We start from the raw sequence: 18,219 nt of genomic DNA, 5'->3' as shown, positions 1-18,219 counted from the left end.
GAGCAGTATTGCCACCTATGATTGCTCATGTTTGCAAAATAAATATCTTAGCTGTATAGCTTGGCAAGTCAGTGACTAAACCATCTTCTCCAGATTTCACTTCCCGATTACTAACCCAATCCCACCAATTTTCAGTAGTTGGAAAATTGGAAATTTTATATTGATTTAGACTCCGATTGGAGAAATTTACCACAACGACGACATGAGAATTTTGCTCATCCCAACGGCTGTAAGCCAGCACTTTATCATCTGCATTCTCGTAGAAAAACTTAACATTGTCACTTTGCAAAGCTGGAGTTTGCTGGCGTAGAGCAATCAGCTTTTGATAATACTCAAATAAATCATAATTTTGGTCGTCTAACAACAAAGACCAAGTAATCTTCTGCGGCTTAGTCACATCTTCACTTTTTTGCTGGTATTCGCCAAACTCTTCTCCCATCCACAGCATTGGTACACCCATCGCCGTCATTAACAAAACAGCTGCTAACTTGGCTCGTTCGAATGCCGCAGCGTCAAAGATGCCACAATTGCCTAATTCTCGTAATAGACGTTCGCGATCGTGGGTTGCCAAATAATTTATCACATTGGTAGCGATCGCATAACCCTGCTGTTTGGGGTCTAAAATCTGCTTGAGTTGTTCTAATTCAAATGATTTTCCACAAATATATGGAACTAAAAAGTAGCGAAAGCTCTCATGCCAACAAGCATCTAATGGCCCATCCGGCTTGACTACAGTCTTTGTATCGGGAATGTGTTCAGCAATGTTGTAAAACTGCTTAGGTGCAGCATAGCTTTTTGCTTGCTTAGTCAGCCAGTTGAGAAATTCAAAGTTAGCCAATTGCCGCACTGCATCAAAGCGAATTCCATCAATGTGATACTCCTGAATCCAAAACTTTATCACATCGCCGATGTATTCCCATGCAGGCTGAATATTTAAGTTTTTGTCGTAATTATCATAGTTAAATTCCGGCCCCCAGTAATTATCTGGGTCTTCAGGATAATGTTTGTGTTCGTAGTACCAGTAATTGCGGTCAATTAGTATTAAGGGGCATTCTTCATCTGTGTGGTTATAAATTCCATCCATAAAGACGCGAATACCTCTACCATGACACTCGTCAATCAATCGCTTTAAATCTTCTGTTGAACCATAACTAGATTCTGTAGCAAAGAAGTGACGAACTTTATAGCCCCAGTTATAATCACCAGGGTACTCATTAACTGGCATTAATTCAATTGCATTAATTCCCAATTCGCAAAGGTAATCTAACTTAGCAATTATCCCTAGATATTTGCCTCGCTCGTGAGAATCAACTTCATCACCAGTAAAATCAGCAACGTGCATTTCATATATGACTAATTCCCGGTTATCAGGTAACGGCATTTCATCGTTTTGCCAAAGGTAAGTATCAACAACGCGTTGCCCATCTTGAATACGGACTATGCCGTATTTTTCGGTTTCATTAACTTCTGTTGCTTTAGGATCAATGACATCGATCCATTCATCAGGTGCAAAATTTAGACTTTTGGTTTGAATGCAAAATTTATATTGATAAACGCCATCTTCCAGTTGGATTTTAGTGCGAAAATAACCATCTTCACTTTTTGACATTGGAATTTCTTTCCAATCCAAAAAAGACCCAATTAAAGCAGCTCCTTTGTTGCGAGGAGCAAACAATGTAAATTCAATTAAATTTGCCATTTTCACACTTTTAGCTCTTTCTCTAGGTACAGTAAATAAAAATATTATCTAATAAAAAATAATTTGTGGCTTCTTTCTTAAGTGTGAATAAAACACGGGAGTCAGAGCTGCTATTTGCATTCCTGACTCCCCACCCTCTACAATAATTATTATTAGCAAGTACTCATTCAATACTTTTCGGATAAGCATAAACGGCTTTCTTTCAAAAAATATTAATTATAGCGGTGTTCTTAATAAGTAACAGTAATAGCTGATTATGCTGAAAATTTTAGTGACAGGTGCAACTGGAAACGTCGGACAAGAAGTTCTTCGCTTACTGCAATCCCACGATTGTAATGTCTGTGCCGCAGTTAGAAATTCAAACAGCGCTAAACACCTCTTAGGCAACAATATCCAAACCATCCCCTTCGACTTTACCAATCCTGACACCTTTGATTGTGCTTTTTTTCAAGTCAGTAAACTTTTTTTAGTGCGTCCGCCTGCCCTTGCTAATATTCGTCTTCAAATTGCCCCAGCCCTAAATGCTGCAAAACTTGCAGGCGTTGAGCATATCGTATTTCTTTCAATACTCGGAGCCGAACGCAACCCTTTTGTGCCACACTCCCAAATTGAACGCTATATAAACCAATTGGGTATTAAAGCCACCTTTTTACGGTGCAGCTTTTTTATGCAAAATCTTAATACCACACACAGAGAAGACATCAAAGTTCGTGGTGAATTGCTTCTTCCGGCTGGTAACGGGAAAACAAGTTTCATTGATGTGCGGGATATTGCTGCCGTTGCAGTTCGTACTTTACTCGAAGATGGGCATCAGGGAAAAGCATATCCGCTTACGGGTGCAGAAGCCTTAAGCTATTATGAAGTAGCAGATATTTTCACATCGATTTTAGGTAAACCGATACGCTATAATCCTTCTCTGCTAAAGTTTATTCGACAAATGCGCTCATCGGGGTTGTCAATAGACTTTATTTTAGTAATGGTATTAATCTACACTACAGCTCGGTTAGGATTGGCAGGCAACATCACATCTGATACTGAGCAATTGCTCAATCGTTCACCTCTGACCATACGGCAGTATATCGAAGACTATCGACAGTTTTGGTTATAGGTTTATTCTGCTCCTCGTCAGCAGTTATAATTTCATTATTTCTAAAATTTAACCTCCAATTTTCCACTTTTGGCACGGTAATGCCTACGCATAAAAATATTTGATAAATAATTTTTTATAACATTATTAAGCTCAGAATAGTACGCCTAAAAGGTATTATGTATTCAAGTAATTATATTGACTTTACCAGTGTCAATATCGTAACAAGCACCAACAATTTTTAGTTTACCCTCACTGAGCAATTTAGCTAAAATTGTTGAGCTTTCCTGCAATTTTTCAGTCTGATATTGAATGTTGGCAATAACTGCATTTTGCATATTATCACCCGTTCTTAACTTTACCCTTTCAATAGATGGTTTGATGCCCTCAATAATCAAACCAATTCTTCCAGGAAGTGGTTCGTTTTTGATTGCTTCTGCCACTGCACCGCATCTTTTATGACCTAAAACCACAATCAACTGCGAGCCCAATACTGTTGTAGAGTATTCTAGACTACCTATAACTGTGTCACTGACCACATTACCAGCAACTCGCACGACAAATAAATCTCCAAGTCCTTGATCGAAAACGATTTCCGCAGGGACTCTGGAATCTGCACAGCCCAATATGGCGGCAAAAGGATATTGAGCTTTAGCGACTAATCGCAGGTGTTCTAATGATTGATCGGGATATTGGCGTTTTTGATTGATAAATCTTTGATTCCCATCTAGTAAGCGTTTGATAGCTTCATTAGGACTCACTGGATTAGAGCTAACTGGGTGAATATCAGCAATAGCAGTTTGCTCTCTATTCCAAAAGCTATCACCAAAAGCAGTAGCCGCAATACCTACCACGCTGGCAAATTTTAAGAAGTCACGTCGCCCTACAAATCCATTAATTCGACTCATTAATCTAGCTGATAACAACAAAGCTGTTCTCAGGAAGATATCACTTCAAGCAAGATGCAAGAGTACCATCGTACACCATTTAAGAGTCATTTAATCTTCATGTGCGATCGCTACGGCTACTTCATCTATCTAGCTTTTACAAACACAAGAGTTGTATTAGACATCTCCAGAAATTAAATATGCCTTATCTATAACCTTTGTAGAAGCATAGCAATGCTACGTTTCTATATTTTTTATCAGATATTTGTTGACACTAATGCATAATTGTGAAACTCCTGAGATTGTAGTTTTAATGGATGAAAAAGAAAGTAGGTTGCTAGTCATTTGAACATTAGACTTATCCAGAAATGGGAAATGCTTGCAGTGAGAGAGTTTGAGGGAGAATTGTTAGAAGGCGATCGCTGGACGAGCAAAAACGAAAGAATGAGGGTTCAAGGGGTTAAATCATACTAAATTAGTAGTTTATAAAGAAATTAATTCATGCTCAGAGAGATTTTGTTGAAGATAAAGAAGTTTTTCGCTATCTCCTGCTAATTCTTCGCCCTTCCCGACGCGGGAAGGGGAAAAATTCAAAGTCTCTCTCCTAAAAGGCTACGGTGTACACACAAGTCTTATAAAGTTGTCTAACAGTGTTTCGATCCCCCCTAACCCCCCTTAAAAAGGGGGGAAATTTCTTCAAGTCCCCCTTTTTAAGGGGGATTTAGGGGGATCAGATGATTTGTGTGTACACCGTAGCCTAAAAGGAGAGAGTTTTTCCAGATACCGTGAAAAGTCAGATTGTATACATCGCTCCTGAAATAACCAAACACTTACCTGAAATTCCCAACCGCAAATACATATTGGTTACTTGCAGATTTACACAGATACTTATAGAATTTCCGCAAAAACCATATTACGAATTACGAATTACGAACTACTTGTTGTACCAAGCTTTTCGCCACTGTTGCATTTCTTTAATTTCTATCTCTTGGGCTTTAACAATTTCTTGGGCTAATTTCTTGATTTCAGGGCGCTTAGACTTACTTAAGGCATCTTGCGCCATTATTACAGCCCCTTCGTGGTGAGGAATCATCGCATTGATAAAGCGCAAATCAAACTCAGCATCGGCTGCACCTAAATCTTGACTCATCATCATAGTTTTCATTTGGTCAGATGACATTTCCATCATGTGGCCCATTTGACTATTGTAAGCCATTGGTTTATCTCCCGCCTTGGGATACCAAGCTTGTCGCCACTGCTTCATCTGAGTGATTTCTTGGTTTTGCGATTTGATGATATTGTCTGCTAGCTTTTTGATTTCAGGACGTTTTGATTTCACCTGCGCTTCTTTAGCCATTTCCACCGCCCCTTGATGGTGGGGTATCATAGCGTCGATAAATCGTAAATCAAAATTAGCATCGGCTGGACCTAAATCCATTCCCATGCTGTGATTCATCATGCCACCACCGTGATTCATCATCTGCTTGTCATTAGCATTGGTGGTAGTTGCCTTTGTTGCTTGGCTTTGGTTCTGAGAAGCAGTACTAGTACAACCTGTCATTAACGCACTGGCTGAAGCGATCGCAGTAAAAGTTAACGCCAAAAGGCCATTCCTCAAAGATAGCAGTTGCATAAGTCTCACCTCATAGTTTCCTAATTCTATATTTACTTATTTAGCTTGGCAGCCAGAAATGAAATTAGGATGAAATCTAACTTATTAAATAAGTCCAGTATCTTGTTGTTTATTTATCACTCAAAATTGTGTAAGCATCATTAACTAAGTGCATTTTTTCTTGTGCTTGTTTGAGCAGTTGTGGCTGATTCACAAACAAATCTGGATGCCATTTTTTTACTAAAGTTCGATAAGCCTGCTTTACCTCAGCCTGAGAAGCATTTGTTTGCAATCCTAAAATGTCGTAGGCGCGAGTAATCTTATCTTTTTCCGTTTGGGTTTTGGGTTGGTTGGGTGCTTTATTGCTTTGAGTTGAATTTTGCTGTTTGCTAGTTTGAGAACCAGGCGATTGCATCTCTGCTTTCATCCGCGCTATTTCCTCATTGAGTTCCCAATCACGAAATTTCGCCTCCACTTCTTCTGGACGCGGAGACGGAGAAGCTTTTGGCGATGGTGGTGGAGAAACAAATTCTACCCTTGTGCCACTATTTTTAGCAGTCTTTTCCTGTTGTTGCTTAATAACAGGATCTTTCTCAGGGGAAAGTTTAACTCTTTCTGGCTGTGGTGAATATTTTCTATTGGTAGTTGTGTATTTTGGTATTTCTTTATAAGGTTGATGATTTGATAGTATTTTGACTTTCTCTAACTCTAGTAGCAACCGATTAAAACCATTTTGTAATTGCTGCAAATTTTCACGTTTATTCGTAATTTCTCCTGGTTCTTGGCTGAATTGAAAGCAAATTACTTTTTCAGATTGCCGTTCATATTCAGCCAAAATGGATAAACCTTGGCTGCTAAAACTAGAAAAATAATCTTCAATTGCAGTTATACAAAGTTTAGCAACTTCCTGATGATAAGATTCTTTTGCTAATTGTTCGTCTTGTTTTTGGATATTCTTGTTTAATAAATAAGAAATACTTCCAACAACAGCAGCGCCAACTGGGCCACCTAACAACCAACCAATACCACCACCAACAGCGATGGAACCAGGTTCACTCAAATCATCATTATTGTTTGGCTTTGGGGGTAGTATTACTTGTGGTTCGCTAGGAAAGGGAATTATTAAATCTTGTGGTCGTTCTTCTTGGAAAAACTCGTAAGCTTGATAAAGCCATTTCACAGCAGCTAATTGTAATTGATTCAGGTCTTTTTTAAGAATATTTGTTTGCCAATCTTTAAACTTATTTTCCGCCAATGCAACTGCCGCATCAGCTTGATACTTTGTGAGTAGCTTGGGTAATTCTAGCCAATCGCGTAATTCTTCGATGCTGGTAGCGAAACCTTTATAAATTAAGTTAGCTGCTTTTTGTTTAATTTCAATTTTACTATTTTGTTTATCATCAAAAGATTTTATTTCAATAGAAATTGGGTCAATTTTAGCTTTTAATGATAGTTGGATTTGAGAAGCGATCGCTTGCACTCTTGGCAAACGCACGCTACCACGATCTGGTTGCAAAATCTCTACAATATTTTGCAACGCTGTTTCAAAAGCCGCTAACCCGCTACTATTGGCAGCCGCAACATCGCCTTTTAATCTAGCTCTTAAAGCAGGTAAAGCATCAACGCGATATAAATTACTAAAACCTGGAGGTAATTCGGCTCGAAAGCTTTCTGCGACAAACAGCAAGCGATTTTGGACTTGTTTTTGCTCGTCGGGTTCGAGTAAGTTCAGAAAATTAGCAACAAATATAACTGTTTTAATACCGCGATCTAATAGCCAATCTCGCAAATTTTCTCGTTCACCTAAAGTCATTAACTTACGTGCATCTAATAATTGAATAACTAAATCTGCACCTAAAAGTTGTTCTCTGACTAAATTATCTTGTTCATCTCTATCATTAGTTCCCGGTAAATCAAGAAATTCTACTCCCGTTTCCAAGAAGAGATGCGGGCAAAAAACTTCCACAGATGCTACATCTTTCCGCATCTGCCTATTGCCATCAAGAACTGCAAATTGCTGTAAAATTTCTGTACCACTGCGATAGATTTCTGTGCCATCTAGCAACATGATGCGAGTTCGCACATCGGAGCCATACTTGACAGTAATCGATGCGCCTGTAGTGGGGATTAAATCAATTGGTAAGGTGCGATTCCCTAGCATGGCATTCAGTAAGGTAGACTTGCCATGATTAAAAGGGCCAAATACCGCAATGCGAAAACTAGGATTAACTAGATGATTGCAAATGGTAATTATATCTTGATGCAATTGTGATTTGCGTTCTAAATTAAGTAAACCAGATGCAGATTTGAGAGAATCTGCTAAATCCTTATAACCTTCATACTGTTGTTGCATAGTTCTCGTTTTCAGCTTCTGGCTAGTCATCCATATCGTTGAGGCTAACATCTCACATTATTATGTTTATGCTAGGCATAATTAAACATATAATAAAATTTTAGTTCGTAGTGAGCAATTTATCGTTTATAGGCTAATACGGTTCAGTTAAGGCTAAAACTCTTTATCAAGGTGAAATTTTTAACGAACCGCAGAGGCACAGAGGGAACAGAGAGAAGAAAAAAATGCTTAACTGAACCGTATTGGTTTATAGGCAAACTTATTAAGACTAAACTTATGACACCATTATTTTTTGTTAGGTTGTGCCAAAGTTTCTTTCTTTCTTTTTTTCTTTATTTCTTTATTTCTTTCTTTCTTTGTGTCCTTTGCAGCCTTTGCAGTTCGTTCCTAATTGCCAAAGTCAATTATTTTAACGAACCGCAAAGGACGCAAAGAACGCGAAGAAAAGAAACATTTAAATGAATCGTATTGACTTATAGTTATGGGAGGCATAGTTCAGAGCCTCCCTATAAACATTTCTAGCTTCTATCTAAGAATGAGAGTAATAAACTATTATTAGCTATAGTAAGCTAATAAATTGCTATACGCTGCCTCTATTTTTTGCAACTGAGCTATTACATCTTCCTGTAAGTTTTTTAAACGATTGAACTCACTCTCACGATTGATTTCGCGGGTTTGTTTCTGTTTGACTAAATTATCTAATTCAGATTTGCGAGAGACAATATCATCGTTGATCCGCTTACTCACTTCTCTTTCGTAAGAATCAAAACACTCTTTTACAGCACTGTATACAACCTGAGATTGCTCGTGTGCTACTTGAGGTAGATGTTTAACTAATTCTTTCTTCGCCGTTTTAACTAACTCCCTACGTGCTTGATCTGCTTGCAAAAAGCCTACTCCTAAGCCTAGCAATGCAAACCCGATTGGGCCAAGCAAAATACCCGTCACTGCTGTAATTATCCCGCCAATACCAATTACAGTGAAGTAGTTTAACAAGATATTTTTCCAATCAAATCCGGCCCCAGCTAGTGCGAAACCAGCAAGATTTCCTTTAGACAGTGATAACAATCCCATTGCCCATTTTGCCCAGCCGGGAGAGTTATCTTCTTCAGCAGCAGTAGTAGTATGTACCTTTACGTCTTTTCCGGTGAGCTTTTCCGTAATTTGGTCTGTGATTTGATTGTAAGATGCACCATATTGTGATGCACTGCGAGAAAGTTCTTTAAAAGCTGTGTTAATATCTTTTTCAGCAGTTAATGTCCAAGCCGCAGATTTGTCGGTAATATATTGCTCAAAGGCTTTTTGCAGTGCAGTGTTAAATGCTTCTCGTTTCCCACTACTGAGAAAATCAAACAGATTTAATTCTGGCTGATAGCGTAAGAAGTCGTTTTCAAAGGTATTACCTAAGTTTAAAACGTAACTGCGGAAAGATTCAGAAATCGTTCTTGCTTGAGTGTCTCTGGTATTGATAATTTCTTTTTGGAATTCATCTCGGATACCTGTAAGTTTGTTAAACTCAGGTTCTACTGAATCAATCCGTTTTTTTAATTCATTTACATCTTGGTCAAGTAATGGTATGCGTCTAGCAACTGCTTCGCGGGTATGATTGCAAGCTTGTCTAGCTAAGGTTCTGACCTGACGGAGTTCTGCGATCGCACGTTCTCTGGTAAGAAAAGTATTAAGCGCTTCCATAAACTTCGGAAAGCCAGTCCCATCTAAATCAGCTTGAGGGTTCTTCAACCGTCGTCTGAGCGCTTGAATTGACGAAAGCTCAAACACTCGTTCGTCATAAATATTCTGACCTTCTACAGTACAATATTCTGCTAAATTCGCGTTAAATACTTGCCGCAATCTATTCTCCGATGCTTGTAATTCTTCAACATCATCAGGATCAATCAATGATTCCCGCACCTGATCCCAAGCGTTAACTAAAAAGAAAACTGTCAATCCCCGACCTTTGATATAATTTTCTAGGTAGCGACGCTCACCCAAGGTACAAGGTTGAGAAGCTCTCATCACAAACAAAATTGCATGGCAGTTATTTACATAACCCAAAGATAATTCGTTTCGCGCTTCTGTATCATTCAATCCTGGGCTATCGACAATTTCAATTCCCTTTTCTAGTAGCGTTAAGGGATACTCAACTACTGCATAATCGACATCAGGAAAGGCTTGTTTTTTCTCCTGCTCTAGTTTTTTAGCTTCAGCCGGGTCAATGGTATATTTATATTTAAAGTTCTGAAAATCTAGCTGTTGTGGACTTTTTCCATCATTAAAATGAATGGTGACTTTTTTTTCTGGCCCATAACGTAAAACTGTTAACACTGCTGTACAAGGGTTAACATCGCTTGGTAATAAGTTTTCACCAATTAAGGCGTTAAGAAAAGTACTTTTTCCCCGCTTCATATCGCCTAATACTAAAAGACGAAATACACCTTGACGAAGGTTTTTACTAGCTACTGTAATATCTTCAATATCTCGTTCTAAACTGAGCTTTCCTGATGAAGAATCTCCAGCTAACTCAGCTTGATTAATTGTTTCAGCCAGTTTACTCAAACATACAGACATCTCCGATCGCACTTGAGCAACCCGCTCTAAATCTTGGATAAATCTGTCAGTTGCTACCTGATTTATCATAAAAATTACACCTTTATTAAAGATTGGTTTTTTTAGATTCCAAAAATAATTTGTAAGATATCCATCCCAACGCCCCAACAATAATAAACCCAGCCAATACTGAGGCTATTCTGACTGCAACTAGCGCTACCACACCAAGAGCAAAAAGCTTTCCACCCAGAATCACTTTTTTCATCCAAGGTTTCTGGGTATTTTCTGGCTGATGCTTTACAGTTTGATGAAAAGCCGCATCGGTAGTATGGATGTTAGTTTCCATTTCCCGGAGTCGCAATTCAACTTCTCGTTCCCGTAATAAACGTTCCCGGTGTTCAAGTTCTTTTTGGCGATCGCTCTCAGATGTCATCAATATCCGCTCCGTCTAAGACCAAGAAAAGATGTCAGCATTTACTCACTAATAATGCTGTATCGTAACTCACCTAAATATTTAAAAACCCCAGTAAAATTACTATTTAAATTTTCATTACCTATTAAATTTATAGAGTTAGTTACCACAAAATGCACCTGCTTTCCAGAATCAAGGCGAAGTGCCTAACTACTAAGGTGCGATCGCATGATCGTATTAGACATCTCCAGAAATTAAATATGCGTTACCCAGAACCCATGTATAGACGTAGCATTGCTACGTCTATACATGGTTACGCCGTCTGTTTAGAAGTTGCTTTTAAGTCTGCGGTCGATTTTAACCGGGTGATGGTGGCTTTACGAATGCGATCGCTCTTGCGTACCCCGCCTGTCATCTCGTATTCCCGGCTATCTTTGCCATACTTCGACACCACACCACTAACTAAGCGTTCTGAGGTTTCGCAAATGCTCTTTTCAAGGGTTTCTATTTTTGCCTTTGCCGAATCAAGGGCAGTTAGCATCATATTATACTGGTCGATCTGGCTGCGGAGTTGTCCGGTTAACTGGATTAAATTGTTTAAACTGATAGAATCACCAAAGTCAAGGCTGGAATCAATCGATTTAAATCCGATTACTCGCTTTTCGGTTTTTTCTAGCACGGAAGAGCTTTTTTGTTTGCGTGGCATCAATTTATGCTTTTTACTAAACTTTATCTTTCTAGAGTGTCTCAATGGGACAATGTAGCGGTTCAGTAAAGCTTGCAAAAAGAGGTGTTTTTTTAAATAAGATTGGATTGCTAGCTCAGTAATTGCACGATGCTAGACAAGAAATCTTTGAGAATAGACTTGTGTTCTGACAGAATAGACTTGTGTTTTGACAGAAGGGACTTGTGTTCTAACAGAATGGACTTGTGTTCTGACAGAATGAACTTGTTTTCTGACAGAATGAATTTGTTTTCTGACAGAATAGACTTGTGTTCTGACAGAATGGACTTGTGTTTTGACAGAATGGACTTGTGTTCTGAACAAATATAACAATCAATACAGCCACATCCTTAACAACACCACAGATTTGCCCCCATCTATCCTGATTTTATAGTTGAACTGCGATCGCATCAATGCAGTATTTTCGCCAGTGACGCGATTAGTACCAGCTTATCGCCGATAATTTCGGGAAAAAGGTGATAATACGGTGAAGGTTACTCTGGAAACTCCTGCTGTCAGCCATGCCCCTAAACTTCACCTTCGCCCTCAGTCAACAGCAAACTTTTGAACTGCGCTGTGATTATGGCTCACGTCGCCTGGATAAAACGGAGTTGGCAGCGCTGATTGATTTGTGTGAGCAAAATTACTATGCTCAACAAAGAGATCATCTACCTTATCTCACCCAGTTGGGACGGCAACTTTATCAGTGACAACTCTCGCCGCTACACCGCTTGCGGTGTAGCGGGAGCATCTCAAATTCACATAAGAGACTTTCTGCTTCATAGGCTGACTACTGTCTAAGCCTCCACAGACAGGAATCGGTAGTCCAACCGACCCACGCTTTAAAAGATTCAATGCGCTGTTCCAGTCGCGGTCAATGACCAATCCACAAGAACAAGTATGAACACGGATTGCAAGGGTTTTTTCTACCCTCTCACCACAACTCGAACAATTAATACTTGTCCCTCTGGGGTCAACTCTTACTGTATGTTTGCCGCGTCTTACCGCTACTGCTTCCATAATTTGGAGGAATGCCGACCATGCAACATCTAGTATTGATTTAGCTAATAGTGTTCTTGCTAAACCTCTAATGTTCAAGTTTTCAAAAACAATTAAGTCATAGGATTTGACCAACCAATGAGCAACTTGATAATGAAACTCTTTTCTTTGTCTTGCAACGTGCAAATGATTCCTTGCAACCTTTTTGGCTTGTTTCTTGTAGTTCTTAGACCCATTAATTTTACGTGCAAGCTTGCGCTGCTGACGGGCTAATACAGACTGTGCCTTACGGTAATACTGCGGCACTTCAATACTTTGTCCATCAGCAGTAGTTAAAAACTTCTCTAACCCAACGTCTATGCCAGTAGCAGTTTTTATCTCATCAATCGGCAGCAATTCAGGTACAGTTTTATCCTCAAGAGAAAAACTGCAATACCACCCATCAGCTTTACTTAAAATTGTTGCTTGCTTAATCTCAAATTCTTCTGGAATTGGTCGATGCAAGATAACTTCAATCTCACCAATCTTGGACAGATTGAGAGTATTACCTACCAGATGTGCGCCAGCCTTGGGTGAATTAACACGAGGGAAAGTAAATGAACTTATATCGCCACGCTTTTTAAAACGTGGTTTACCTCCTGTTTTACCTTTCTTGTCAGGTATTAGCCACCGCTTCCACGCCTTGTCCAACCGCATTAAATTTTGTTGTTGGCAATCGGCATAAATGTTTTTGTAGTCAGGAAATAGCTCTTTGGTTCGCTTAAGGTCACTCGCTTGTGTATAGTAATCAGGTTTGTCTGGTATCCTCCCAATTGGCTCATAAACTAAGCTGCATCGGTCAATCTCCGACCTTGTACACCTTAGCCAGTCCAATCTTTCCCCTAGCGCGTAGTTCCAATGACGACGCAGCAACTCGCCCCAAGTCTCAAGAATGACAACTTGTTCGGAAGTAGGGTTGAGTTTGAACTGATAAGTTAGTAGCATATTAAGTATTGTACAGCATTATTCCGTACTTTTGTATGACTACTCGCATAGATATCAGACTTCCAGAACAAGAGCTAGAAATATTAAAAACCTACTGCCAAGAACAAGATAGAACCCAAACTGAGGTAATCCGTGAATTCATTCGTAGTCTTAGAAAGAAAATCAAAAACCAATGATTTGGCTTTTCCTTGGGTATCGAACCCAAGGAAAATCCCTCCTATCCCCCATCACCGCCAAGACGCTCGCAGACTCGCTAACGCTTCGCTATCGGAGTACCGATGTGGCGGGAGTACCCCGGAGGTTTAGATGGCTAGATGGGCGATGAACTAGAAGCTTTGCTAGGAACAACGGCGATTTTATTTTGCAAGCACCAAGGTGGAGGTTATCCCCAATTAGAAGAACTCCAAGAACGTAGTTTCAAGATGATATTAGGTGCGGCGGGTGTCCAAGGAATAGAGACGCAAGAAGCTTTTGATACTTGGCTTGTCTAGCAACGGCTAAACGATCCAGAATATTTCCTCCCGCGACTCAATCAACGTCTAGAGGAGATTGTCGGCGAAGGGTGGTTGTTTGACCGTAGTCAATTTGAGGTGGAGGAATAAGGAGAAATGCGATCGCGTTACTCTTAAATTAATTGACGACAATATAATCAGTTTATGCAATCCCTAAATATCACACTGCCAGATGCGATCGCTAATGCTCTCAGTGCTTACATCGGCGATCAAGAAGTTTCCTTACCTGCTAACGCTATTGTAGAAAATGCCCTCGAAGAATTCCTCAGCCAACGTGGTTATTTACCTCCACAAAAGCAAGGTTTACGCCTTACTCCTGCACCCAAGGGAAGCGGATTTAAAGATACGTCAGTAAATCACGATAAAATTCTAGCTGAACAAACGTTTTTGCAGTCATTGCCACCAAACACACCTTGAGAGCCGTAATTGCTGACACTGGGCCTTTATATGCTGCTGTAGATATAGACGACCAATATCATGAGCGCTCCCAAGCCGAACTACAACGTATAAATACAGAAAATTTAATAATCCTAGTTCCCTTTCCTGTTTACCTGGAAACATATAATCTTTTGCTATATCGTCTCGGAACTGAACAAGCGATTAGCTTTGCTAAACAATGTATAGGAGCAGTTCATTTCGTCAATCCTTCACAGGAACAATATATGGCAGCAGTTGAAAAAGCTGCAAGTTTTCCAGATCAACGGATTACCGTCTGCGATGCTGTCACTGCCGTTTTGTCAGAAGAAATGAAGCTACCAGTGTGGACGTATGACTTTCATTTTGATCTGATGCTGGCTCAGGTATGGCGGTAAACAACTATGATTATTGTTGGATTGCTCAGAGACAAAATGCGATCGCGTTAATCTTAAATTAGTTGCTGGCAATATAACCAGCTTAATGAAATCCTTAAATATCACACTGCCAGATGCGATATGGAACCTCAACTAATACAGAGTTCTCCTGAAATTCTTTCTGGTACACCCGTTTTCTATGGAACTCGCGTACCAGTACAAACATTGATTGATTATCTCAAAGCAGGCGAGAGTGCTTCGCATACGCTTCGCGATCGCCTTGATGACTTTCTAGAAGATTTTTCCACTGTGAGCCGCGCACAGGCAACAGCGTTTCTCAAGCTAGCCCTGAAAAAGGTATTATCTTCTTATGAAAGTGCTGCTTTATGAATGCCTGCCTAAGAAATTAAAGCGAGAAATCACAGGTCATGAGGTTGTGACTGTACCAGAGCAAGGATGGGCAAGTAAAAAGAATGGTGAGTTACTGGGATTAGCGAAGACGAAGTTTGATGTATTCATCACCATTGACCAAAATTTAACTGCCCAACAAAATTTGAATAATATTGACCTAGCTATTATCGTTCTCGCATCTCCCAGCAATCGTTTAGAAGTTCTGAAACCTCTGATGCCTAAAGTTCAAGAAGCTTTAGCAACGATTTAAGCAGGTGATGTGGTTACTATTACACTGTAAATTCCAAAAATTACTCTGCTGTAAAAACAAATACCGCCCTTAATACTTCTAAGGTAAGAGTCGAATAGTTTTCTAGCACTTGTTGTTCTGTCCATCCCGCAGCAAACAAACCCAATAAGAACTCTACAGGTAAACGAGTTCCTTTGACAGTCGGTTTACCCAGCAGAATTTTAGGATCTGAATGAATGTACTGTTGCCAGTCCATAGTTTTTACTCCGACTAAGCTACAGCTATTGTTGCACAGTATGATTTTTGTCGGCTTGCTCAGTGGATAAATGCGATCGCGTTAATCTTAAATTAATTGCTGACAATATAATCAGTTTATGCAATCCCTAAATATCACACTGCCAGATGCGATCGCTTAGGTAACTATGATTATTATTAGATTGCCGAGTGGGGAAATGCGATCGCTATAAGCCAAAATTTTTATAGATACTCACACAGGTATAGTCAAAATGGATATTAAAAATGGCTTCGTCGGCGCTGTTGGCAACACACCCCTGATTCGCTTAAACAGCTTCAGTGAAGAAACAGGGTGTGAAATCCTTGCAAAAGCTGAATTTCTCAATCCTGGCGGTTCCGTCAAAGACCGCGCCGCACTTTACATCATCGAAGATGCAGAAAAAAAAGGTTTACTCAAACCTGGTGGTACTGTTGTAGAAGGAACTGCTGGTAATACTGGCATTGGATTGGCGCATATTTGCAACGCCAAAGGCTACAAATGCCTAATTATTATTCCCGATACCCAATCACAAGAAAAAATAGACGCACTAATCGCATTAGGCGCAGAAGTCCGTCGTGTTCCTGCCGTACCCTATAAAGACCCAAATAACTACGTCAAGCTATCTGGCAGAGTCGCCACTGAGTTGGAAAATGCTATTTGGGCGAATCAGTTTGATAACCTAGCCAATCGCCACGCCCACTACGAAACCACAGGGCCGGAAATTTGGAAACAGACAGATGGTAAAATAGATGCATGGACAGCTTCAACTGGTACTGGCGGTACTTATGCTGGTGTGGCGTTGTACTTAAAAGAACAAAATCCAGCAGTTAAATGCGTTGTTGCCGATCCACTGGGTAGCGCACTTTATAGCTATGTGAAAACCGGCGAAATCAATATAGAAGGAAATTCCATCACCGAAGGTATCGGAAATGGTCGTGTCACAGCCAATATGGAAGGCGCACCTGCTGATGATGCCATCCAAATTGATGACAAAGAAGCTTTACGAGTAGTTTACCAACTGCTGAGGAAAGATGGGCTGTTAATGGGCGGCTCAACGGGGATTAATGTTGGCGCAGCTGTTGCTCTAGCGAAGCAGTTGGGGCCAGGACATACCATTGTCACCATCTTGTGTGATAGTGGTTCCCGGTATCAGTCGCGGATATTCAACCCTGAATGGCTAGCCTCCAAAGGACTTTCAATAGATTAGTCATTAGTCATTAGTCATTGGTCATTAGTCATTGGTCATTAGTTATTGGTCATTAGCAAAGGACAACTGACAAAGGACAACTGACAAAGGACGAATGACAAATGACATAGACGCGCCAGCGGCTTCCCGTAGGGTAGGACAAAGGACAAATGACAACTCAACCATCAAACTTCCCGACAATAGACCAACCCTCTTCTTCTAAATGTGTGCGGGTTTGTCAAAATCGCACCTGCAAAAAGCAAGGTGCAGCCAAGGTTTTTGCAGCTTTTACAGCTTTGCCGATTCCTGATGTAACGATAACGGCTAGCAGCTGTTTGGGGCAATGTGGCAATGGGCCAATGGTGCTAGTATTACCCGATATGGTCTGGTATAGCGGCGTTAAACCCCATGAAGTATCTCTACTGATAGAAAATCATTTGCTAGGTGGTCAAAGAGTCAAACAGATGCTCTATTATCGGTTTCATCCCCAGAAATAAAGCTAAATTTTCAATATCAGGGTCTGTAATCTTGTTGACTGAAGCGAGGCATCCAATGAATATCCAACAGCTGCGTCAATCCTTAAAACAAAACTGGCTGATTTACTACGAGCAAAATATTACCTGGCTAGTCAAAATGCGAATTTGGGGCACTTACGATGGTCTGCGCCGTCCTTTGTCCGGTTTTATTTTGGCAACACTGTCTGTTTTAGAACCCCAGTTTGATGAAATACTTGCTTTTATGCTGGATCTGAATAACGATCCAGATAAAATAGTTGCCGCTTTAGGTCTTAACTTCAATCCTGATGAAGAGTTACGTTTAATAAAATCAGAGCATTCTATGGCTATATGCCAAGCTGAAATCGAGTCGCCAGACGAGAAGCATTCTGAGGATAAACATCTGTCATCGGTTGTAACTGCTAGCAAAATTGTGCCTAGTTCTCTTGCCAAGACTTTAGACTCCAACTTGTCACGCGCCGATCGCCTTGCGCCATTATTTACGGCTACCACAGAGGTAGATCGCACCCGTAAACCTGAGTTAGTAGTTGCATTTGCTACTAAAATTGCTCCAGATACTCCGGTGAAAACGCCATCATCGGATTTCTTGAACGAATATCAATCAGTACGTAGCGACTTTGCAGCTTCTCGTCAGACATCGCCCCTTGAACGTTTTCCTTCAGGAACATCGCTGACAATGATTGCTGAAGCCAACAGCAAAGCCAAAACTATGCCATCTGTGGCGTTAGCTAGCGAGGTTAAAAGCAACGCGCCATCTGTCCGAATCCCTGTAGGGGCATTGCTGGCAATTACCACTGAGATTAACAGTAATGGTAAACCAGTGCGATCGCTAGCAATTACTACTGAGGTTAAAAGTAACGGCAAACAAGCGAATATTCAACCACAAAATGTTAAAAGCAAAGTGAATTTACCAACCACTAATGCCCGTAGTTTAGCTTCTTGGGTAGATGAATTTTGTTACGGCGCTAGAAATAAAGAAGAAGATATTTTGACTTGA

At 40.2% G+C, this 18,219-nt stretch carries 20 protein-coding genes; 11 read left to right on the top strand and 9 right to left on the bottom strand.

Annotated elements, in window-relative coordinates:
* Positions 1-25: 25 nt before the first annotated feature.
* Positions 26-1,699, bottom strand: coding sequence for an alpha-amylase family glycosyl hydrolase (locus IQ274_RS08175; protein ID WP_194141933.1), 1,674 nt, complete (start codon positions 1,697-1,699; stop codon positions 26-28).
* 256 nt (positions 1,700-1,955) lie between these two features.
* Here IQ274_RS08175 and IQ274_RS08170 point away from each other — a divergent pair, with 256 nt between their 5' ends.
* Complete coding sequence (locus IQ274_RS08170; RefSeq protein WP_194141932.1) at positions 1,956-2,807, top strand: SDR family oxidoreductase; 852 nt, start codon at positions 1,956-1,958, stop codon at positions 2,805-2,807.
* Positions 2,808-2,971: 164 nt separating this feature from the next.
* Here IQ274_RS08170 and IQ274_RS08165 read toward each other — a convergent pair whose 3' ends face one another.
* The 6 genes from IQ274_RS08165 to IQ274_RS08140 form a co-directional block, all read right to left on the bottom strand.
* The gene (locus IQ274_RS08165) at positions 2,972-3,694 is read right to left on the bottom strand and encodes a carbonic anhydrase (protein WP_194141931.1); all 723 of its coding nucleotides are present in this window, start codon (positions 3,692-3,694) and stop codon (positions 2,972-2,974) included.
* Positions 3,695-4,607: 913 nt separating this feature from the next.
* Complete coding sequence (locus IQ274_RS08160; RefSeq protein ID WP_175586565.1) at positions 4,608-5,306, bottom strand: DUF305 domain-containing protein; 699 nt, start codon at positions 5,304-5,306, stop codon at positions 4,608-4,610.
* 109 nt (positions 5,307-5,415) lie between these two features.
* A complete protein-coding gene (locus IQ274_RS08155; RefSeq protein WP_194141930.1) occupies positions 5,416-7,638 on the bottom strand; it encodes a dynamin family protein in 2,223 nt (740 codons plus the stop codon).
* Positions 7,639-8,193: 555 nt separating this feature from the next.
* Positions 8,194-10,275, bottom strand: a complete 2,082-nt coding sequence (locus IQ274_RS08150) for a dynamin family protein (RefSeq protein WP_194141929.1) — start codon at positions 10,273-10,275, stop codon at positions 8,194-8,196.
* Between the two features lie 16 nt (positions 10,276-10,291).
* The gene (locus IQ274_RS08145; protein WP_163927883.1) at positions 10,292-10,618 is read right to left on the bottom strand and encodes a DUF3040 domain-containing protein; all 327 of its coding nucleotides are present in this window, start codon (positions 10,616-10,618) and stop codon (positions 10,292-10,294) included.
* 292 nt (positions 10,619-10,910) lie between these two features.
* Entirely contained in the window at positions 10,911-11,303 is a 393-nt protein-coding gene (locus IQ274_RS08140) for a hypothetical protein (RefSeq protein ID WP_194141928.1), read from the bottom strand.
* A 539-nt stretch (positions 11,304-11,842) separates the two neighbouring features.
* Between IQ274_RS08140 and IQ274_RS08135 the strand changes: the two genes are divergently transcribed.
* Positions 11,843-12,031: a hypothetical protein gene (locus IQ274_RS08135; RefSeq protein ID WP_194141927.1), complete on the top strand. Its 189-nt coding sequence runs from the start codon at positions 11,843-11,845 to the stop codon at positions 12,029-12,031.
* On the opposite strand, the gene IQ274_RS08130 is transcribed toward IQ274_RS08135, so the two are convergent.
* Positions 12,000-13,304, bottom strand: coding sequence for an RNA-guided endonuclease InsQ/TnpB family protein (locus IQ274_RS08130; RefSeq protein ID WP_194141926.1), 1,305 nt, complete (start codon positions 13,302-13,304; stop codon positions 12,000-12,002). The genes IQ274_RS08135 and IQ274_RS08130 overlap by 32 nt on opposite strands.
* A 35-nt stretch (positions 13,305-13,339) precedes the next feature.
* Here IQ274_RS08130 and IQ274_RS08125 point away from each other — a divergent pair, with 35 nt between their 5' ends.
* The 6 genes from IQ274_RS08125 to IQ274_RS08100 all read left to right on the top strand — a co-directional run bounded on the left by IQ274_RS08125 (position 13,340) and on the right by IQ274_RS08100 (position 15,268).
* Complete coding sequence (locus tag IQ274_RS08125) at positions 13,340-13,480, top strand: ribbon-helix-helix protein, CopG family (protein WP_194141925.1); 141 nt, start codon at positions 13,340-13,342, stop codon at positions 13,478-13,480.
* Positions 13,481-13,618: 138 nt separating this feature from the next.
* Complete coding sequence (locus IQ274_RS08120) at positions 13,619-13,795, top strand: hypothetical protein (RefSeq protein ID WP_194141924.1); 177 nt, start codon at positions 13,619-13,621, stop codon at positions 13,793-13,795.
* Positions 13,796-13,960: 165 nt separating this feature from the next.
* Entirely contained in the window at positions 13,961-14,233 is a 273-nt protein-coding gene (locus IQ274_RS08115) for a hypothetical protein (protein WP_194141923.1), read from the top strand.
* Positions 14,230-14,628 (top strand): type II toxin-antitoxin system VapC family toxin, encoded by a 399-nt coding sequence (locus IQ274_RS08110; protein ID WP_194141922.1) that lies wholly within the window; start codon positions 14,230-14,232, stop codon positions 14,626-14,628. The genes IQ274_RS08115 and IQ274_RS08110 overlap by 4 nt, the downstream gene beginning before the upstream one ends.
* Before the next feature lie 120 nt (positions 14,629-14,748).
* On the top strand, positions 14,749-14,997 hold the full coding sequence (locus tag IQ274_RS08105) for a DUF433 domain-containing protein (protein ID WP_194141921.1): 249 nt from the start codon (positions 14,749-14,751) through the stop codon (positions 14,995-14,997).
* Positions 14,978-15,268, top strand: a complete 291-nt coding sequence (locus IQ274_RS08100; protein ID WP_194141920.1) for a hypothetical protein — start codon at positions 14,978-14,980, stop codon at positions 15,266-15,268. The genes IQ274_RS08105 and IQ274_RS08100 overlap by 20 nt, the downstream gene beginning before the upstream one ends.
* A 40-nt stretch (positions 15,269-15,308) precedes the next feature.
* On the opposite strand, the gene IQ274_RS08095 is transcribed toward IQ274_RS08100, so the two are convergent.
* Positions 15,309-15,503, bottom strand: coding sequence for a DUF433 domain-containing protein (locus IQ274_RS08095; RefSeq protein ID WP_194141919.1), 195 nt, complete (start codon positions 15,501-15,503; stop codon positions 15,309-15,311).
* A gap of 250 nt (positions 15,504-15,753) precedes the next feature.
* Between IQ274_RS08095 and IQ274_RS08090 the strand changes: the two genes are divergently transcribed.
* The 3 genes from IQ274_RS08090 to IQ274_RS08080 all read left to right on the top strand — a co-directional run bounded on the left by IQ274_RS08090 (position 15,754) and on the right by IQ274_RS08080 (position 18,219).
* Complete coding sequence (locus IQ274_RS08090; protein ID WP_194141918.1) at positions 15,754-16,728, top strand: cysteine synthase A; 975 nt, start codon at positions 15,754-15,756, stop codon at positions 16,726-16,728.
* Positions 16,729-16,877: 149 nt separating this feature from the next.
* On the top strand, positions 16,878-17,204 hold the full coding sequence (locus tag IQ274_RS08085; protein WP_194141917.1) for a (2Fe-2S) ferredoxin domain-containing protein: 327 nt from the start codon (positions 16,878-16,880) through the stop codon (positions 17,202-17,204).
* Positions 17,205-17,259: 55 nt separating this feature from the next.
* Positions 17,260-18,219, top strand: coding sequence for a DUF5331 domain-containing protein (locus IQ274_RS08080; RefSeq protein WP_194141916.1), 960 nt, complete (start codon positions 17,260-17,262; stop codon positions 18,217-18,219).

The organism is Nostoc sp. LEGE 12447 (assembly GCF_015206985.1).
In the GTDB taxonomy this organism is placed as follows: domain Bacteria; phylum Cyanobacteriota; class Cyanobacteriia; order Cyanobacteriales; family Nostocaceae; genus Nostoc.
This window is presented reverse-complemented; position numbering and strand designations above follow the sequence as displayed.